17 protein-coding genes and 1 pseudogene are annotated in these 17,831 nt (G+C 61.3%); 14 read left to right on the top strand and 4 right to left on the bottom strand.

Annotated elements, in window-relative coordinates; translation table 11 throughout:
* Positions 1 to 34 precede the first annotated feature (34 nt).
* Positions 35 to 1,048 (bottom strand): taurine ABC transporter substrate-binding protein, encoded by a 1,014-nt coding sequence (gene tauA / locus GA0061105_RS10445; RefSeq protein ID WP_092749980.1) that lies wholly within the window; start codon positions 1,046 to 1,048, stop codon positions 35 to 37.
* Positions 1,049 to 1,249: 201 nt separating this feature from the next.
* On the opposite strand from tauA, the gene GA0061105_RS10440 reads away from it, so the two are divergent.
* The 14 genes and pseudogenes from GA0061105_RS10440 to GA0061105_RS10375 all read left to right on the top strand — a co-directional run.
* On the top strand, positions 1,250 to 2,620 hold the full coding sequence (locus GA0061105_RS10440) for an FAD/NAD(P)-binding protein (RefSeq protein ID WP_092749978.1): 1,371 nt from the start codon (positions 1,250 to 1,252) through the stop codon (positions 2,618 to 2,620).
* A gap of 143 nt (positions 2,621 to 2,763) precedes the next feature.
* Entirely contained in the window at positions 2,764 to 3,459 is a 696-nt protein-coding gene (locus GA0061105_RS10435) for a GntR family transcriptional regulator (RefSeq protein WP_092749976.1), read from the top strand.
* 438 nt (positions 3,460 to 3,897) lie between these two features.
* Positions 3,898 to 4,500 (top strand): amino acid synthesis family protein, encoded by a 603-nt coding sequence (locus GA0061105_RS10430; protein ID WP_092749974.1) that lies wholly within the window; start codon positions 3,898 to 3,900, stop codon positions 4,498 to 4,500.
* 12 nt (positions 4,501 to 4,512) lie between these two features.
* Positions 4,513 to 5,358: an alpha/beta fold hydrolase gene (locus tag GA0061105_RS10425; protein WP_092749972.1), complete on the top strand. Its 846-nt coding sequence runs from the start codon at positions 4,513 to 4,515 to the stop codon at positions 5,356 to 5,358.
* The gene (locus tag GA0061105_RS10420; protein WP_092749970.1) at positions 5,355 to 6,290 is read left to right on the top strand and encodes a flavin reductase family protein; all 936 of its coding nucleotides are present in this window, start codon (positions 5,355 to 5,357) and stop codon (positions 6,288 to 6,290) included. Before GA0061105_RS10425 ends, GA0061105_RS10420 begins: the two co-directional genes overlap by 4 nt.
* On the top strand, positions 6,287 to 7,327 hold the full coding sequence (locus GA0061105_RS10415) for an LLM class flavin-dependent oxidoreductase (protein WP_092749968.1): 1,041 nt from the start codon (positions 6,287 to 6,289) through the stop codon (positions 7,325 to 7,327). The genes GA0061105_RS10420 and GA0061105_RS10415 overlap by 4 nt, the downstream gene beginning before the upstream one ends.
* A gap of 4 nt (positions 7,328 to 7,331) precedes the next feature.
* Entirely contained in the window at positions 7,332 to 8,795 is a 1,464-nt protein-coding gene (locus GA0061105_RS10410) for an aldehyde dehydrogenase (RefSeq protein ID WP_092749966.1), read from the top strand.
* Between the two features lie 5 nt (positions 8,796 to 8,800).
* Positions 8,801 to 9,124: an NIPSNAP family protein gene (locus GA0061105_RS10405; protein ID WP_064709370.1), complete on the top strand. Its 324-nt coding sequence runs from the start codon at positions 8,801 to 8,803 to the stop codon at positions 9,122 to 9,124.
* A gap of 47 nt (positions 9,125 to 9,171) precedes the next feature.
* Positions 9,172 to 10,182, top strand: a complete 1,011-nt coding sequence (locus GA0061105_RS10400) for an ABC transporter substrate-binding protein (protein ID WP_092749964.1) — start codon at positions 9,172 to 9,174, stop codon at positions 10,180 to 10,182.
* 106 nt (positions 10,183 to 10,288) lie between these two features.
* Positions 10,289 to 11,161, top strand: coding sequence for an ABC transporter permease (locus GA0061105_RS10395; protein WP_092749962.1), 873 nt, complete (start codon positions 10,289 to 10,291; stop codon positions 11,159 to 11,161).
* A gap of 1 nt (position 11,162) precedes the next feature.
* The gene (locus GA0061105_RS10390) at positions 11,163 to 11,963 is read left to right on the top strand and encodes an ABC transporter permease (protein WP_092749960.1); all 801 of its coding nucleotides are present in this window, start codon (positions 11,163 to 11,165) and stop codon (positions 11,961 to 11,963) included.
* Positions 11,960 to 13,039 (top strand): ABC transporter ATP-binding protein, encoded by a 1,080-nt coding sequence (locus tag GA0061105_RS10385; protein WP_092749958.1) that lies wholly within the window; start codon positions 11,960 to 11,962, stop codon positions 13,037 to 13,039. Before GA0061105_RS10390 ends, GA0061105_RS10385 begins: the two co-directional genes overlap by 4 nt.
* 10 nt (positions 13,040 to 13,049) lie before the next feature.
* Complete coding sequence (locus GA0061105_RS10380) at positions 13,050 to 14,504, top strand: NAD-dependent succinate-semialdehyde dehydrogenase (RefSeq protein ID WP_064709375.1); 1,455 nt, start codon at positions 13,050 to 13,052, stop codon at positions 14,502 to 14,504.
* A gap of 139 nt (positions 14,505 to 14,643) precedes the next feature.
* Positions 14,644 to 15,295: pseudogene (locus GA0061105_RS10375) on the top strand (phosphate/phosphite/phosphonate ABC transporter substrate-binding protein); the annotation flags it as partial.
* Between the two features lie 35 nt (positions 15,296 to 15,330).
* Here the strand turns inward: GA0061105_RS10375 and GA0061105_RS10370 are convergent.
* Genes GA0061105_RS10370 through GA0061105_RS10360 form a run of 3 tightly spaced genes read right to left on the bottom strand, consistent with a single transcriptional unit; the run spans position 15,331 to position 17,770 of the window.
* Complete coding sequence (locus GA0061105_RS10370; protein ID WP_092750336.1) at positions 15,331 to 15,687, bottom strand: RidA family protein; 357 nt, start codon at positions 15,685 to 15,687, stop codon at positions 15,331 to 15,333.
* A gap of 2 nt (positions 15,688 to 15,689) precedes the next feature.
* Positions 15,690 to 16,514, bottom strand: coding sequence for an ABC transporter permease (locus GA0061105_RS10365; protein ID WP_092749956.1), 825 nt, complete (start codon positions 16,512 to 16,514; stop codon positions 15,690 to 15,692).
* On the bottom strand, positions 16,514 to 17,770 hold the full coding sequence (locus GA0061105_RS10360) for an ABC transporter permease (protein ID WP_092749954.1): 1,257 nt from the start codon (positions 17,768 to 17,770) through the stop codon (positions 16,514 to 16,516). The genes GA0061105_RS10365 and GA0061105_RS10360 overlap by 1 nt, the downstream gene beginning before the upstream one ends.
* Between the last annotated feature and the right edge of the window lie 61 nt (positions 17,771 to 17,831).

Raw genomic sequence — 17,831 nt, 5'->3', positions numbered from 1 at the left:
CCGGCGCGGCAAGCCGCGCCGGCGTTGGGGAGGATCAGTTGCTGACGCCGGCGAGCGCATCGGCGGTGACGAAGCTTCCGTAATTGTCCAGCACGCCGGACACCTTGCCCTGTTCCTTCAGGAATGATGCCGTGTCCTTGAGGATCTTGCCGGCGCCAGCCTTCTCTCCGCCGCCGAGCCAGGCGTCCGATGCCTGGACTTCGGGGGGGAGCAGCGTCAGGTTCTTCAAGGCCGAAGCCTGCTGCTCGGGCGTTCCGCCGAGAAGCTTGGCGAGCGACTTGGCGTTGTCGCTGTCGGACCCCCAGGCGGATTTATCAGCCGCGAAGGATGCGTAGTATTTGGTAACGACCGAGGCAAAACCCTTCAGGAATTCCGGATTGTCGGCGGCGAACTTTGAGGTCGCGACCCAGGCCGAGAAGGTAGGCGCACCCTTGTCCGCCACGTCCTTGGATGTCACGAGGACTTTGCCGTTCTTCTTCAGTTCGGTCAGCGCCGGATCCCAGACGAAGCCGCCGTCGATGTCGCCGCGGTTAAAGCTTGCGACGATCTCCGGCTGGGGAATTGCGAAGACCTGGACGTCCCTTTCCGTCAGGCCCAGGAATTTGATCAGCGCCAGCAGCTGATAGTGGTCGGTCGACACGGGCGCGGCGGCAAGCTTTTTGCCCTTCAGATCCTTCAGGCTTTCGATGCCGGAGCCGTTGCGGACGACGAGAGCTTCGTCGATGCCCGAGATGGAGGCGAGGTAGAAGGCCTTGACCTCCAGTCCCCGGGATACCGCAGCCGCAAACGGGCTGGAGCCGACATAGCCGACCTGGACATCGCCCGAGGCGATGGCAGCAAAAATCTCAGCTCCCGAATTAAACTTGCGGAAGTCGATCTCGTAACCGGTCGTCTTGGAAAATTCGCCATTGGCGATCGCGACCGAAGACGGCAGTGCATCGGTTTGATAGCCGACGACGACCTTTTTATCTGCCGCCTCCGCGACAACAGCTGTTGCAAGAGTTCCGACGCCGACGGCGATCGCGGCAATCAAATTTCTGAAATTCATCTCGAGCCCCTTTGTTCAGGGCCACATGCGGCCCTTGATCTCACCCTGAAAAGCGTAATGGTTGAGAATGGGCTAGCGGGAGAAATAACAAACTATATTTATAGACTATAGAGACATTTGTTTCCGCGATTCTGCCGGTTGCGCGGGCGGAGGACGAGTGAGCGGCAAAAGCGAAGGTGAGGGACCCTCAGGGAGAATGTGTTGATATACGATGTTATCGTGGTGGGTTCCGGTTTTTCGGCGATATCAGTGACCTGCAATCTCATCGAGCAGCTTCCAGCTTCGGCGATGGTTGCCGTTGTTGGGGACGATCCCGGCTTCGGCCGCGGGACGGCGTACCGGACGGAACTCTATCTCCATCGTCTCAACGTCCCAGCGGGCCGAATGAGCCTGAAGCCGCATCGGCCGGACGACTTCGTCGACTGGTTGAAAAATCGCGGGCGGCGGCTGCAGTCCGGTGATTTCGCCTCGCGCAGCGATTACGGTCTTTATGTAAGGGATACGCTCGCGCAGCTGCTCCGAAGGCGTGATGGCCGCTGCCGGGTTGATTTCATCCGGGCCAAGGCGGCGGGATGCGTGGAACGTTACAACAGCACTCTGGCCTTCCATCTCGGCAATGGCGACGAGATTGCCGGAAGGAACGTGGTGCTCTGCCTTGGCGTCGGCAACGCCAACCTGCCGGTCGATCCAACAGGCGTGCCACTGCCGATGCGATCGCGGATCGTCGAGAACCCGTGGCGGCTTTCCTGGCTGAGACGCGTCGCATCGTCCGATACGGTCTGCATCCTGGGTTCCGGCTTGACGATGATCGATCAGGTTCTCGCGCTGCGTGCTCACGGCCATCGAGGCAGGATCGACGTGCTTTCGCGCCGCGGATTAGCGCCGCTCGGCCATGCGAGGAAGCCGCCTTCGCCTCTGCCGATCGACGTTGCGTCGCTCCCCGGCACGATTAGCGGCATATTGAAGAGCCTGCGGGAAAAGAGCAGGTTGGTCGACGACTGGCGAGGTGTGATGGATGGTCTGCGGCCTGTCACGCAGGCTCTCTGGCAACGGCTTTCCGACATGGAGCGGGCCCGCTTCCTCAGGCATGCCCTTCCCTGGTGGAACATCCATCGTCACCGCGTTGCGCCTGACGTCTTCGACAGGTTCGCCAAACTCGTCTCGGAAGGAACTGTTCGCTTCCATGCGGGCTTCCTGAAATCGCTCGGGGCCGAGAAGGGCAGGCTTCTTGCGGGCTATCGGGTCAGAGCAACACATGATTTCGCCGGGATCAGGACCGATTGGCTGGTCAACTGCACGGGAATGGAACGTGCAGGGATCAGCCATTCACCGCTTTTGAAGGAAATGAGCCGGTTTCAGCTGATCGCCGCCGATCCGCTGGGCCTCGGGATCCAGGTAGACGCCAATTCCGAGGTCGTGGCGCCATCTGGGATCTCCCCCGCCCGGCTGTTTGCAGTAGGCGCCTTGACGGCGGGTCAATTCTGGGAAATTACGGCCGTCCCCGATATTCGGGTGCAGGCGAAGGCCGTGGTCGAAGAAATCATCGCGCAGGGGGCGGCGCCCGAGGCATAGAGTGACAATCGTCAGGGTCACTCGGCGCTGTTGAATTGCCGGCCGCCGACAGCTACAGTGCGTGGTACGCCATAATACGATGATCGAATTCGGCTGCCGCGGGATTTTGAGCGTGCAAAGTCGGTCCAACTCTGAGGTGCAGAATGAGCGGTGCTCTGAAGGACGCAGCAATCAGGGTCGAGCGTCCTGCAAAGACATTGCGGGAACTGGCGCTCGACAAGGTGCGCGAAGCCATCGTGAGCGGATACTTCCTTCCCGGAGACCGCCTCGTCGAACGTGACCTCTGCGCCCAACTCGGCGTCAGCCGCACTGTGGTGCGCGAGGTTCTCAGGCATCTGGAATCGGAAGGGCTCGTCGCCAATCTGCCGAACAAGGGACCGATCGTCGCGCAGCTTGATATCGACGAAGCCAAACAGATCTATGAGATCCGCGGGGCGCTTGAGGGCATGGCGGCGCGGCTATGCGCGGAACGCAGCAATCCCGAAATCGTCGCCGCGCTGGAGGCATCCCTGACCGGCATACGCAACAGCTATCGCGACAGCGATATGGCGGGTGTGCTGGCGAAAACGTCTTCCTTTTACCAAACGCTGTTCACGATGGTCGATAGGCACGTCGCCTGGGGCGTCGTCAACCTCCTCACCGTCCGCATAAATCACCTGCGATCGATGACGATCAAGACGGAAAGGCGCGGCATCGAGGGGCCGGCGCAGATGTCGAAAATTGTCGACGCCATCCGCCGCGGCGACGGCGAGGGGGCCCACCGGGCGGCAATGGATCACGTCGCTGCAGCCAGCGCGATTGCCGAAGCTGTGCTCTCCGCAAAGAAGACCTCCGAATAGGCGCTGACGTCTTTCCTAGGACGCAAACAGCCGGCAGCTTGTCGATCGTCCGTCGCTCCATTCAATCAGTACCGGCGATTTTTGAAGAACCCGCAGCTCCACGTTTGACTCCAACGTGGGTGGTGTGATGGTATGCCATAATCAATAATATAGCCAGCGCCAGGCTTTGAGCATTTATCTCATCGCTCGCCGCTGCCGTCTTTGAGAAAACTTGTCAGCTGACAACCTGCAAAATCTCCTCAGGAGCGTTCGCGTTATTTCCCTTTCAACTAGTGACAAAGGCGGCGTGAGCGCAAATTCGACCGAGAACTAACGGTTTGTTCTCACACCTGAAATGCAACGGCACGTGTCCCACTGTCCGTTCACCTTAGGAACCAACTTGACAGCTGTATATTATGGCATACCATAATACCAACGACGAAAGGACGAGGTATTGGGATGGCCATTGAAATTCGCAAGACGGGATTGCAGATCGAGACGACGCTGATCGAAGGCGGCAAGGCCGCGTCCGTGCCGCTGAAGCTGTTTTCCGCCTACGCTGTCGTGAAGAACCCCTGGGCAGGGCAGGGCTTCGTCGAAGACCTCAAGCCCGAGATTCATGCGGGCGCGCCGGTGCTCGGCGGACTGCTGACCAAGATGATCATCGATGCCGTCGGATCGGGTGAGGCTGTGGAAGCCTATGGAAAGGCCGCTGTCGTCGGATTGAATGGCGAAATTGAACATGCGTCCGCGCTGATCCACACGCTGCGCTTCGGCAACTTCTATCGCCAGGCCGTCGGCGCCAAGTCCTATCTCGCCTTCTGTAATACCCGCGGCCCTGCCAACGCGCCGATCACGATCCCGCTGATGGACAAGAACGATGAAGGCCGCCGCTCACATTACCTGACCATCCAGACCTCGATCCCCGACGCGCCGGCCGCCGACGAGATCGTCGTGGCTCTCGGCGCTTCGGTCGGCGGACGTCCGCATCACCGCATTGGCGACCGCTACCAGGATCTGAAAGACCTGGGGCAGGACGTCGCAAATCCTGCGGGCGTTTGAGGGAGCGCAGAGATGCTGACAGCCGGATCGACCAAAGGCACCGCTGCAGCAACGAACGCGGCCGCTGCCTTGCCCCGAAAGAGGACTACAAGCGGAACGGCCTATCACGAGGCGGGCAGAGGTGAACCCCTGGTTCTGATCCATGGCGTCGGCATGCGGCTCGAGGCTTGGGCGCCGCAGATCGCCTTTCTATCGGCTGGTCATCGCGTCATCGCTGTCGATATGCCGGGACACGGCAAGAGCGCGAAGCTGCCGGCCGGCAGCCGCCTTGAGGAGTTCGTCGCCTGGTTCGGACGGTTTCTCGATGAGATGGCGATCGATACAGTGAATGTTGCCGGCCACTCCATGGGAGCGCTGGTATCGGGAGGGGCGGCGGCGACGTTCGGCGAACGTATCAGACGTGTCGCCTACCTCAACGGCGTCTACAGGCGCGACCCTGAAGCGAAGGCTGCCGTCCTTGCGCGGGCTGCCGCCATTCCGGTCACCGGCGTCGATAAGGAAGGTCCCCTGGCGCGCTGGTTCGGGGACGATCCCGAGAGCGTTGTTGCGCGTGAACTGACGAGGAAATGGCTCAACCTCGTCGATCCCCAAGGCTATGCCGTGGCTTATGCGGCCTTCGCCGGAGGAGACGAGACCTATGCCGATCGCTGGAAGGACGTCCGCGGCCCGACGCTGTTCCTGACGGGATCGGATGATCCGAACTCGACGCCTCTGATGGCAACGCAGATGGCGGCGCTTGCACCCAAGGGCTGGGCCCGCATCGTCGAAGGTCATCGTCACATGGTGAACCTGACCGCGCCTGACATCGTCAATTCGCTGCTCGTCGAGTGGCTGTCGTTCGGGGAGGATGAACGATGACAATCCAGACTTGCGATCCAAGAGCATTGCGAGATGCATTCGGAGCTTTTCCGACCGGCGTGACCGTCGTCACCGCCTGCGACGGGGAGGGAAATCCTATCGGGTTCACCGCGAATTCATTCACCTCAGTCTCCCTCAACCCGCCCTTGCTCCTCGTTTGCCTTGCCAAGACCTCGCGCAATTTCGCCACCATGACCGGCGCGCGGCATTTTGCGATCAACGTGCTGTCGGAAACGCAGAAGGACGTGTCAAATACCTTCGCGCGCCCTGTTGAAGATCGATTTGCGGCAGTCGAATGGACCAAGGGGTCGACAGGCTGCCCGGTCTTCTCGAACGTCGCGGCCTGGTTCGAATGCGCGATGGAAGAGGTCATCGAGGCCGGCGACCACGTGATTCTGATGGGACGCATCGAATCCTTCGACAATAGCGGCCGCAATGGCCTCGGTTATGCGCGTGGCGGCTATTTCACCCCGACGCTCGCAAGCAAGGCGGTTTCGGCGGCGGCCGAAGGCAATATCGAACTTGCGGCCGTCGTCGAACGCCGCGGCGAGGTTCTGCTGCTCGGAGAGGAGGTGCTCGCTCTCCCGAGCATCGACGCCCATGACGGCAATCCGACCGAGGCGCTGGAACAATATCTTGAGGCGCTCACCGGGCTGAAGGTCAGTATCGGCTTTCTCTACTCGGTTTACGAGGGCAAGAGCGACGGCAAGCAGCACATCGTCTATCACGCAGTCTCAGGCGATGGGGACCCGGCGAGCGGCCGGTTTGTGAAACCCGACGCTTTGTCGGGCGCGCAATTCAAGACCAGTTCGACAGCCGACATTGTCAATCGTTTCGCGATGGAAAGCTCGATCGGCAATTTCGGTGTCTATTTCGGTGACGAGACCGGCGGCAAAGTTCATCCCATCCCAGCCAAGGGCGCAAAAGCATGAAGTTCTCCCTCTTCGTCCATATGGAACGGCTCGACGCCAGCCAGAGCCATAAGAGCCTCTACGAGGAATTCGTCGCGCTCTGCGAGATCGCCGACAAGGGCGGCATGCATGCGATCTGGACGGGTGAGCATCATGGTATGGATTTCACCATCGCCCCGAACCCGTTCGTCACCATCGCCGATCTCGCGCGCCGCACATCGCGGGCAAGGCTCGGCACGGGGACGGTGATTGCCCCCTTCTGGCATCCGATCAAGCTTGCCGGCGAAGCTGCCATGACCGATATCATCTGCGACGGCAGGCTTGATATCGGCATCGCGCGCGGCGCCTATTCCTTCGAATATGAACGCCTGCTGCCGGGTCTCGACGCCTGGGGTGCCGGCCAGCGCATGCGCGAGCTGATCCCGGCGGTCAAGGGCATCTGGAAGGGCGACTACGCCCATGACGGGGAGTTCTTCAAGTTTCCCGCGACCACCTCTGCGCCGAAGCCGCTGCAGCAGCCGAACCCGCCCATCTGGGTTGCGGCGCGCGATCCGAACTCGCACGAATTCGCCGTCGCCAACGGTTGCAACGTTCAGGTCACGCCGCTCTGGCAGGGTGACGACGAGGTTCAATCGCTGATGGACCGCTTCAACGATGCCTGCGCCAAGAATCCCGATGTCGAGCGGCCTAAGATCATGCTGCTGCGCCACACCTATGTCGGCTCATCGGAAGAAGACGTCGCCCAGGCTGCCCATGAACTCAGCGTCTACTACAATTATTTCTTCGCCTGGTTCAAGAATGAGAAGCCCGTTACCCAAGGGTTGATCGAACGGATTCCGGACGAGCAGATCAGAGCGAATGGGATGCTCTCGGATCAGGTCATGCGCACCAACAATGTCGTTGGTGACGCCGAAACCGTCATTGACCGGCTGAAGGCCTATGAGGCGCTCGGCTATGACGAATATTCCTTCTGGATAGACACCGGCATGAGTTTTGAGCGCAAGAAAGCCTCGCTCGAACGCTTCATCGCCGAGGTCATGCCGGCATTTCAGGAGTAGGACCATGCGGCGTTTCCAGCATTACATCGACGGCGAATTCTCTGATGGCGAAGCTTCCTATCCGAGCATCGATCCGGCCACCGGCGCAGCCTGGGCTGATATGCCCGAAGCGCGCGAGGGTGATGTCGACCGGGCTGTGAACGCTGCCGAGAGGGCGCTCTACGAAGGTCCCTGGGGGAAATTGACGGCAACGCAACGCGGCAAGCTGCTCTACAAGCTCGCCGACCTCGTCGCCGCCAACGCTGAGATTCTCGCCGAGTTGGAGACGCGCGACACCGGCAAGATCATCCGCGAAACATCGGCGCAGATCGCCTATGTGGCCGAATATTATCGCTATTATGCCGGCATATCAGACAAGATCGAAGGCTCCTACCTGCCGATCGACAAGCCTGACATGGATGTCTGGATCCGCCGCGAGCCGATCGGCGTCGTCGCCCTGGTGGTGCCGTGGAACAGTCAGCTCTTCCTGTCTGCAGTCAAGATCGGCCCGGCGCTCGCGGCCGGCTGCACCATGGTGGTCAAGGCCTCGGAAGACGGGCCGGCGCCGCTTCTCGAATTTGCGCGTCTCGTCCACGAGGCGGGCTTTCCCGCCGGCGTCGTCAACATCATCACCGGGTTCGGCGCCTCCTGCGGCGCAGCGCTCGGCCGTCACCCGAAGGTCGCGCATGTCGCCTTCACCGGCGGTCCTGAAACCGCCCGGCACGTCGTTCGCAACTCGGCCGAAAACCTCGCCTCGACCTCGCTCGAACTCGGCGGCAAGTCACCCTTCATCGTCTTTGCCGATGCCGACCTCGAAAGTGCGGCCAACGCTCAGGTCGCCGGCATCTTCGCGGCGACAGGCCAGAGCTGCGTTGCCGGATCGCGCCTCATCGTCGAACGCAGCGTGAAGGACAAATTTGTCGCCCTGCTGCGGGAGAAGGCCGAGGCGATCCGCATCGGCCCGCCGCTCGACATGGCGACCGAGGTCGGCCCGCTCGCCACCAAGCGTCAACAGGACAATATCGGCGCGCTCGTCGCAAAGTCGATCAAAAGCGGCGCCCGCCTCGTCACCGGCGGACGCAAGATCGATGGCGAAGGCTTTTACTTCGCGCCGACGATTCTGGATTGCGATCATGTCGCTTCCCCCTCGCTGGTCGAGGAATTTTTCGGGCCGGTCCTCTCCGTTGTCTCGTTTGAAACGGAAGCCGAGGCGCTGAAGCTTGCTAACGATACCCGCTATGGCCTGGCGTCGGGCGTCTTCACCCAGAACCTGACCCGGGCGCATCGGCTGATGAAGGGCATCCGCGCCGGCATCGTCTGGGTCAATACCTATCGCGCCGTATCGCCGATCGCGCCGTTCGGTGGTTTCGGCCTCTCCGGCCACGGCAGGGAAGGCGGCATGGCCGCAGCACTCGACTACACCCGCACCAAGACGATCTGGCTGAGGACCTCGGACGATCCGATCCCCGATCCTTTCGTGATGAGGTAGTGCTGATGTTTTACGAAATCCGCACCTATCGGCTGAAGAACGGCGCCATTCCGCAATACCTCAAGGTCGTCGAGGAAGAGGGGATCGAGATCCAGAAGAGCCACCTCGGCACGCTCGTCGGCTACTTCTTCTCCGAGATCGGCACGATCAACGAGATCGTCCACATCTGGGCTTTTGCGAGCCTGGACGACCGCGAGGCGAGACGCCAGCGGCTTCTGGCCGACCCCCGCTGGCAGGCCTTCCTGCCCAAGATTCGCGATCTCATCGAGGTGGCGGAAAACAAGATTATGAAGCCAGCAAGCTTTTCTCCCAAGGGCGAGGCGCACTGACGGCATAAGGCATACCCGTAGGACAAACCAGAACAGGATAAGGGAACATGAAAACAACATTTGCTTTCGCGGCAGTTGCCGCATTCGTGGCGGTATCCGCCCCGGCCAAGGCCGACAGTTTGGTTTTCTCGAGCTGGGGGGGAACGACCCAGGACGCACAGAAGGCCGCATGGGCAAGCCCATTCACCGAGAAGACCGGCATCACCGTCGTGCAGGACGGGCCGACGGATTACGGCAAGCTCAAGGCGATGGTCGAGGCCGGCGAAGTCAACTGGGATGTCGTCGACGTCGAGGGCGATTACGCCGCCCAGGCCGGCAAGAACGGCCAGCTCGAGAAGCTCGACTTCTCCATCATCGACAAGTCCAAGCTCGATCCGCGTTTCGTCACCGATTATTCGGTCGGCAGCTTCTATTATTCCTTCGTCATCGGCTGCAACGCCGATGCCGTCAAAACCTGCCCAAAGACATGGGCCGACCTGTTCGACACCGCGAAGTTTCCGGGAAAACGCACATTCTACAAGTGGTCGGCCCCCGGCGTGATTGAGGCGGCGCTGCTTGCCGACGGCGTACCTGCCGACAAGCTTTATCCGCTCGATCTCGACCGCGCCTTCAAGAAGCTCGACACGATCAAGTCCGATATCATCTGGTGGTCGGGCGGCGCCCAGTCGCAGCAGCTCCTGGCCTCCGCCGAGGCGCCCTTCGGCAGTGTCTGGAACGGCCGTATGACGGCGCTTGCGGCGACCGGCATCAAGGTGGAGACGTCCTGGGAGCAGAACATCACCGCTGCGGATGCGCTCGTTGTGCCGAAGGGCGCGCCGAATGCCGAGGCTGCGATGAAGTTCATTGCGCTGGCAACCTCGGCCGAACCGCAGGCCGCTCTGGCAAAAGCCACCGGCTATGCGCCGATCAATATTGACTCGGCCAAGCTGATGGACCCTGAAACGGCCAAGACCCTGCCGGACCAGCAGACAGCAAGCCAGGTGAATGCCGATATGAACTATTGGGCGGACAACCGCGATGCCATCGGCGAGAAGTGGTACGCCTGGCAGGCAAAATAGGCTGAGACTTCATATGGACGGGTACGGCGAAATGTTCGCCGTACCTCCCGCAGCGGTACTCCTTATCGGATGGCGCCTGTGGAATTGACGGGTGGGAAGGACTGTCATGTCGACATATAGCGATGCCTCCGGCGCGATCATGCCTCTGCCAAAGTCGCGCAGGGCAACAGGTTTTGGCGGGGTCGTTCCGGCTCTGGCCTTCGTGGCGATCTTTTTCGTCGTGCCGGTGGCAGTCCTGCTGCTGCGAAGTGTACTGGAACCCGTCCCGGGTCTTGGAAACTATGCGCAGCTGATCGGGTCAGCGACCTATCTCAAGATTTTCGCCAACACCTTCATCGTCTCGGGTTTCGTGACGGTGATATCGCTGCTGATCGGATTTCCCGTCGCCTGGGCGCTGGCGATCATGCCCGGACGGCTGACGTCGGTGATTTTTGCGATCCTGCTCCTATCGATGTGGACCAATCTGCTGGCCCGCACCTATGCCTGGATGGTCCTGCTGCAGCGGACCGGGATAATCAACAAGATGCTGATAGCAACGGGCTTGATCGACCAGCCGCTCGCACTCGTCAACAATCTCACGGGCGTGACGATCGGCATGACCTACATCATGCTGCCCTTCATCATCCTGCCGCTCTATGGCGTGATCAAGAAGATTGACCCGTCGACCCTGCAGGCGGCAGCCCTTTGCGGCGCCAACCGCTGGCAGTGCCTGACCCGCGTTCTGGTGCCCTTGGCGCTGCCCGGCATGGCGGCCGGCGCGCTCATGGTCTTCGTCATGTCGCTCGGCTATTTCGTTACGCCGTCGCTTCTCGGCGGCACTGCCAACATGATGCTTGCAGAACTCATCGCGCAGTTCGTGCAGTCTCTGGTCAACTGGGGAATGGGCGGTGCCGCGGCGCTGGTGCTCCTGGTGGTGACCTTGTCGCTCTATGCCGTGCAGCTGCGCTTCTTCGGCAGCCAGAACCCGGGAGGGCGTTGACATGTTGCTCAATTTCGATCGTCTCGGCTGGTGGAAATATGTCCTCCTCGGCATAACCCTTCTGACCGCAGCCTTCCTGCTGCTGCCGATCGTCTTTATCGCCGCGCTTTCCTTCGGCTCCTCGCAGTGGCTGATCTTTCCGCCGCCGGGCTGGACATTACAGTGGTATAGGGAGCTCTTGGCCGACCCGCGATGGCTGGAATCGGCTTTGACGAGCTTCAAGATTGCAGTCATCGTGACAATCCTGTCGGTGCTGCTCGGGCTCGTAACCTCCTTCGGGCTGGTGCGCGGTTCTTTCATGTTCCGCGATGCGCTGAAAGCGTTGTTCCTCACGCCGATGATCCTCCCGGTCGTCGTTCTCGCGGTCGCCCTATACGCCTTTTTCTTGAGGATCGGCCTCGGCGGCACCTTGGTCGGCTTCGTCATTTCCCACCTCGTGCTGGCGCTGCCCTTCTCGATCCTGTCCATATCGAGTGCGCTCGAGGGTTTCGATAAGTCAATCGAGGACGCGGCGGTGCTCTGCGGCGCCTCGCCGTTGGAAGCGAAGATCAGGGTCACGCTTCCGGCAATCAGCCATGGGCTGTTTTCAGCCGCCGTCTTCTCTTTCCTGACATCCTGGGACGAGGTCGTGGTGGCGATCTTCATGTCCAGCCCGACCTTGCAGACGCTGCCCGTGAAGGTATGGGCGACGCTGCGGCAGGATCTGACACCCGTCGTCGCTGCGGCCTCGACCCTTCTCATCCTCTTGACGATCATCTTGATGGCGCTGGTTGCCGTCGTGCGCAAGGTACTGAAACAATGAACGAACCGTTCCTTCAGATCCGCGGAATACGCAAGGAATACGGCCCTGTCGTCGCCGTGCACGACGTCAATCTCGATGTCCGGCGTGGCGAGTTCCTGACCTTTCTCGGGCCGTCCGGCTCCGGCAAGAGCACGACGCTCTACATTCTGGCCGGCTTTGAGAACCCGACGAAAGGCGACATTACGCTGGAGGGCAGAACCCTGCTCGCCACCCCGTCGCACAAGCGCAATATCGGCATGGTGTTCCAACGCTATACGCTGTTTCCGCATCTGACGGTGGGCGAAAACATCGCTTTTCCGCTGAAGGTCCGGCGCAAGTCCAGGGCCGAGATCGACTTGAAGGTGAAGGAGATGCTGCGCCTCGTGAGGCTCGAAGGTTTCGAGGATCGCAAGCCCTCGCAAATGTCCGGCGGCCAGCAGCAGCGTGTCGCCCTTGCTAGGGCGCTTGCTTATGATCCGCCGGTGCTGCTGATGGACGAGCCGCTCTCGGCGCTCGACAAGAAGCTGCGGGAGGAAATCCAGCATGAGATCCGCCGGATCCACCAGCAGACGGAAGTGACGATCCTTTATGTCACGCACGACCAGGAGGAGGCGCTGCGGCTGTCCGACCGCATTGCGGTCTTTTCGAGGGGCGTCATCGACCAGATCGGAACCGGGCCCGAACTTTATGCCAATCCCAAGACCCGCTTCGTAGCCGAATTCATCGGCGACAGCGACTTCATTTCATGCGACCTGGTGTCTTCCTCCGATGGACAAGCGACGATCGCGCTCGGAGGCGGAACCATCTTCAACCAAATTCCGGTGCATGGAAAAGGGATCTCCGGCGCAAGGGCGGCGCTGATGCTGCGGCCGGAGCGCATACGATTGTCGCGGGCGAGAGCTGCCGGCGCGGGTCTTGCCGCGACGGTCAGCGATATTACCTTTCTCGGCAACAACATCCATGTCTCCACAGAGACGGCAACAGGCGAGGCGCTTTCGGTTCGCTTGCCTTTCGGTCATGAGGCTATTGCCGGGCTCAATCGCGGAGATATAGTCCATCTGGATTTCGATCCAGGCGCCGCTCACGTATTCTGCTGAAAGTTGTCCCATGAAGCTCAATGACCCCTCGCTGTTCCGTCAGGCATGCCCGATTGCCGATCGCTGGATCGAAGCGGAAGGCCGTCCCGCGGCCATGGTCCGCAATCCGGCGACCGGTGAGGTGCTGGGTGCGGTCCCTGACCTCGGCGCAACGGAAACGGAAGACGCCATCGCCGCCGCGGTCATCGCCCAGAAGCTTTGGGCGAAGAAGACCGCAGGAGAACGCGCCGCCGTTCTCAAGGCTTGGCATCGCCTGATGATCGAAAACCGCGACGATCTGGCGATGATCCTGACGCTGGAGCAGGGAAAACCTTTGGCCGAAGCCAAGGGGGAAATCACCTATGGTGCGAGCTTCATCGAGTGGTTTGCCGAAGAGGCAAGACGCATCAACGGCGAGACCATCCCGGGACATCAGGCGGATAAGCGCATCCTTGTTCTGCGCCAGCCGGCCGGCGTTGTGGCGGCGATCACGCCCTGGAATTTTCCGAACGCGATGATCACCCGCAAGATCGGCCCAGCGCTTGCCGCCGGCTGCGCCGTCGTTCTCAAGCCGGCGCTGCAGACGCCCTTCTCCGCAATTGCGATTGCCGTTCTCGCAGAGCGCGCCGGCCTGCCGGCCGGGCTACTCAACATCGTCACGGGTGATGCCGCCGCAATCGGCGGGGCGCTGACTGCGAGCCGCGACGTCCGGGTCCTGACATTCACGGGCTCCACCCGGACGGGCGAGCTGCTTTACCGGCAATGCGCGCCGACGATCAAGAAACTTGGTCTCGAGCTCGGCGGCAACGCGCCCTTCATCGTGTTCGACGACGCCGATCTCGACGCTGCGGTCGAAGGCGCACTCATCGCCAAGTTCCGCAACAACGGCCAGACCTGCGTCTGCGCCAACCGGCTTTATGTCCAAGACGGCGTCTACGACGCGTTCGCCGCCAAGCTCGCTGCGGCCGTTTCGGCATTGAAGGTCGGCAACGGGCTGGAACGTGACGTCGTGCTAGGCCCGCTCATCGACGACAACGCCGTCGCCAAGATCGAAAGCCATATTGAGGATGCCGTTGCAAAGGGTGCCGGGATCGTTTCGGGCGGCAAGCGCCACGCGCTTGGCGGTTACTTCTTCGAACCGACGATCCTGCGTGATGTCGACGCCGGCATGCAGGTCGCGCGCGAGGAAACCTTCGGGCCGCTTGCCCCGCTTTTTCGTTTCCGCGACGAGCAGGATGTCATCGAACAGGCAAACGATACCGAGTTCGGCCTTGCTTCGTATTTTTACGCGCGCGACCTGTCGCGGGTGTTCCGTGTCGCCGAAGCGCTTGAATATGGGATGGTCGGCGTCAATACCGGTCTTGTCTCGACAGCCGAGGCTCCGTTCGGCGGCGTCAAGATGTCGGGTCTCGGCCGCGAGGGGTCAAGGCACGGGTTGGACGAATATACCGAACTCAAATATGTATGCCTCGGCGGCATTGCCTGACCTGGAGCAGGTCGCGCAAAACTGTTTGGCGGTGTGGCGACGGGGACATACAAAACGAAGACCTAAAGCGCGAGGCGCGAATCTTAAAGATGCGACACGCTGTAGTTTGTGTCTGCGCTTCGCCGCGGGGAAGACCGGAATGGCCCTCGTCAGCATCGGCATGTATGTCACATCCGAACCGCTCGCGAATGCGACGGCCGAACTCTGGTCGTTTCTCCGGCAATATCGCTCGCATGCAGGACTTCAGGATCTGCCGGAAAAGCTTGGCCAGACCGTTGGCTATGACGAGGCCTGGCTGCGGCCGGATCTGATCCTGTCCCAGACATGTGGTTATCCGTTACCGAGGCGCCTGCGCGGCAGGGTCCGCCTGGTGGCGACGCCCATAATATGGTCATCCAGGCTGCGCCGGCGCGCTGATGCGCAGCTTCATCATCGTTCGCCAGGGTTCTCCGCCTCGGTCGCTGGAGGATTTGCGCGGCAACACCGCGGCGATCAACAGCCCCGACAGCAATTCCGGCAGCAATTTGTTTCGCGCGGCAGTCGCTCCACTTGCTCGCAACGGCCGCTTCTTTGGCCGGATTATCGAAACCGGCAGCCACGGCGGCAGCATTGCCGCCGTGGCTGAAGGCCGCAGACAGCGCGGCGATCGATTGCATCACCTATGCCAATGTCAGGCGTTTCGATCCCGGCCATATCGATCAGGTTCGCATCATCGCCGAGACACCCCAAGGTCCCGGCTTGCGTTCATTACTTCGGGCGAGGTAGCGGACGAGAGAGTCCAGCTGCTGCGTGCGTGGCGACCTGGCGAACGACCTCGCGACTGGCGTCAGCTCCCGACCGCTGCGACAATGCCAATCTCTATGGCGAATTCAGACCCGGCTAGTCTTGCTTCGACAGTGGCGCGCGCCGGCGCATGGCCCGATGGCACCCAGGCGTCCCAGACGGCGTTCATCTCTTCGAAGTCGGACATATCCGCAAGCCAGATGGTTGCGCTGAGGATTCGTGTCGAATCGCTGCCGGCGCTTTCCAGAAGCCGGGTGATCCGTGACAAGATGTTGGTCGTCTGTCCGCGGACGGACGATCCCGGCGCGTCGAAGGCGACCTGACCCGCGAGGAAGACAAAGCCGCCGTAGATCACGGCCTGGCTCATCCGCTTTCCGGTTTCGTAGCGCTCGATCTGCATGCTCAATCTCCCCCGTGTGCAATCTTCTGGCGTTCCGCGCGGCGCTGCAGCCACTGGAGCGTGGCGAGAAACAGCGTCGAAAACAGGATAAGGAGGGTGGCTACGGCGGCAATTGTCGGGCTCAGCGTTTCCCGCACACCGCTCCACATCTGCCGTGGCAGCGTGCGCTCCTCGGAGCCGGCGATGAAAAGCGCAATCACCACTTCGTCGAATGAGGTCACGAAGGCGAAGAGGGCGCCGGATGCCACGCCCGGCGCGATGACCGGCAGCATGATACGCAACGTCGCTTCGACCGGGGCGGCGCCGAGGCTGGATGCCGCCCGCATCAGATTGTGATCGAAGCTTGCAAGCGTGGCGGTCACCGTGATCACCACGAAGGGAGCGCCGATTGCCGTATGCGCCAGCACCAGCCCGGTCAGGCTGTTGAGCAGCCCGACGGCGGCGAAGGCATAATAGATGCCGACTGCCGAAACGATGACCGGCACGATCATCGGCGAAATCAGAATGGCGGTCAGAATTGCGCGCGCCGGGCATGAGGGTCGACTGAGGCCGATTGCGGCAAGTGTTCCAAGGAGGGTCGACAGGAGGGTGGCAAAAACGGCGACGATGATGCTGTTTGTCAGCGCCAGCTGCCACACATCGGAATCGAAGAATTCGCGATACCATCTGAGCGACAAGCCGGGCATAGGGTAGGTGAAGAATGGCTCGGCATTGAAGGAGAGCGGCACAATTGCCACGATCGGCGCGATCAGGAACAGGATCACCAGGCCGCCGGCCAGCCACAGGAGGATCGAAAACAGCCGCGGGAAAGAAAGGAAGTTGGTCATCAGCCGATCCTCAGCCTGTCGATGCCGACGATGCGATTATAGACGGCGTAGAGGATCAGCACCGCAACCAGCAGGATCGTGCTCAAGGCCGCTGCCATCCCCCAGTTGGTGACCTGGTTTGAATAATAGGCGATGAAATAGCTGACCATCTGGTCTCCCGGTCCGCCGACCAGAGCCGGGGTGATGTAATAGCCGAGCGCCAGGATGAAGACGAGCAGTCCGCCGGCGCTGACGCCGGGCATGCTCATCGGCAGGTATACCCGGAAGAAGGCCGCAACCGGCGGCGCGCCCAGCGACGAGGCCGCCCGCAGATAGACCGGGGGAATGCTCTTCATGACGCTGTAGATTGGCAGGACCATGAAGGGCAGCAGGATATGGGTCATGGCGATCAGCACGCCGATGCGATTGTAAATCAGGTTGAGCGGTTGCGAAGGATCGACCAGGCCAAGCCAGATCAATGCCGTGTTGATCACGCCGCGCCCCTGCAGCAGCACGACCCAGGCACTGGTGCGGACCAGCAGCGAGGTCCAGAACGGCAGCAGCACGAGAATCAGCAGCGTATTGGCGACCGCTCCTTTTGATCGGGCGATCAGGGCGGCGAGCGGATAGCCGAGGAACAGGCAGATCACGGTTACCGAAGCGCTGACGACGAATGTGCGGATCAGGACGTCGACATGCACGGCATTCTCCGCCGATACCTTGCCGATCGCGCCCGAAGCGTCGCGTTCCAGATCGAGCGAGGCGAGCAGATAATAGTCGGTGACGGGCGCAGAGGCGTTCTTGATAATCGTCCAGTAGTGCGGGGTCTCCCACTTCGGATCGATGGCGAGAAAGGCGGCCTTGTAGGGCGGCCCGGCGTCGCGGATCGTGCGTGCGGTCTTCAGGAGCATCGAGCGCATGCCCGTCTCATAATAGTTGAGACGTTTGGCCACCTCGGCGATCTGGTCGCGGGGCGACTGTTTCAGATCGGCGGCAAAGGCGGCAAACAGCGCCTCGTCCGGTGGCGACTGCTCGTCCCAGGATGAAAGAGCCGACATCGTGTGGGACAGGGCGGCGGAAGCCGCCCTGTTGTCGACGGCCCGCGTCAACAACAGGGCGATCGGGAGGACGAAAACGAGCAACAGGAAGATAAGCAGAGGCGCGACCAGCAACAGCGCTTTCAGCTGCGCCTTGCTTTTTGCGCTGCCGAGGCTTTTCACCCGCACGTGGGTGGCAGTCGCCGCTTCTTCTCCGTCATTCATTGTCGCGATCACCATCGATCATGCCTTCCTGCGGTAGAGAAAGGGGCGAGCGAAGTCGGGGGACACTCACCCGCCC

It is taken from the genome of Rhizobium aethiopicum, assembly GCF_900094625.1.
Lineage (GTDB): Bacteria > Pseudomonadota > Alphaproteobacteria > Rhizobiales > Rhizobiaceae > Rhizobium > Rhizobium aethiopicum.
This window is presented reverse-complemented; position numbering and strand designations above follow the sequence as displayed.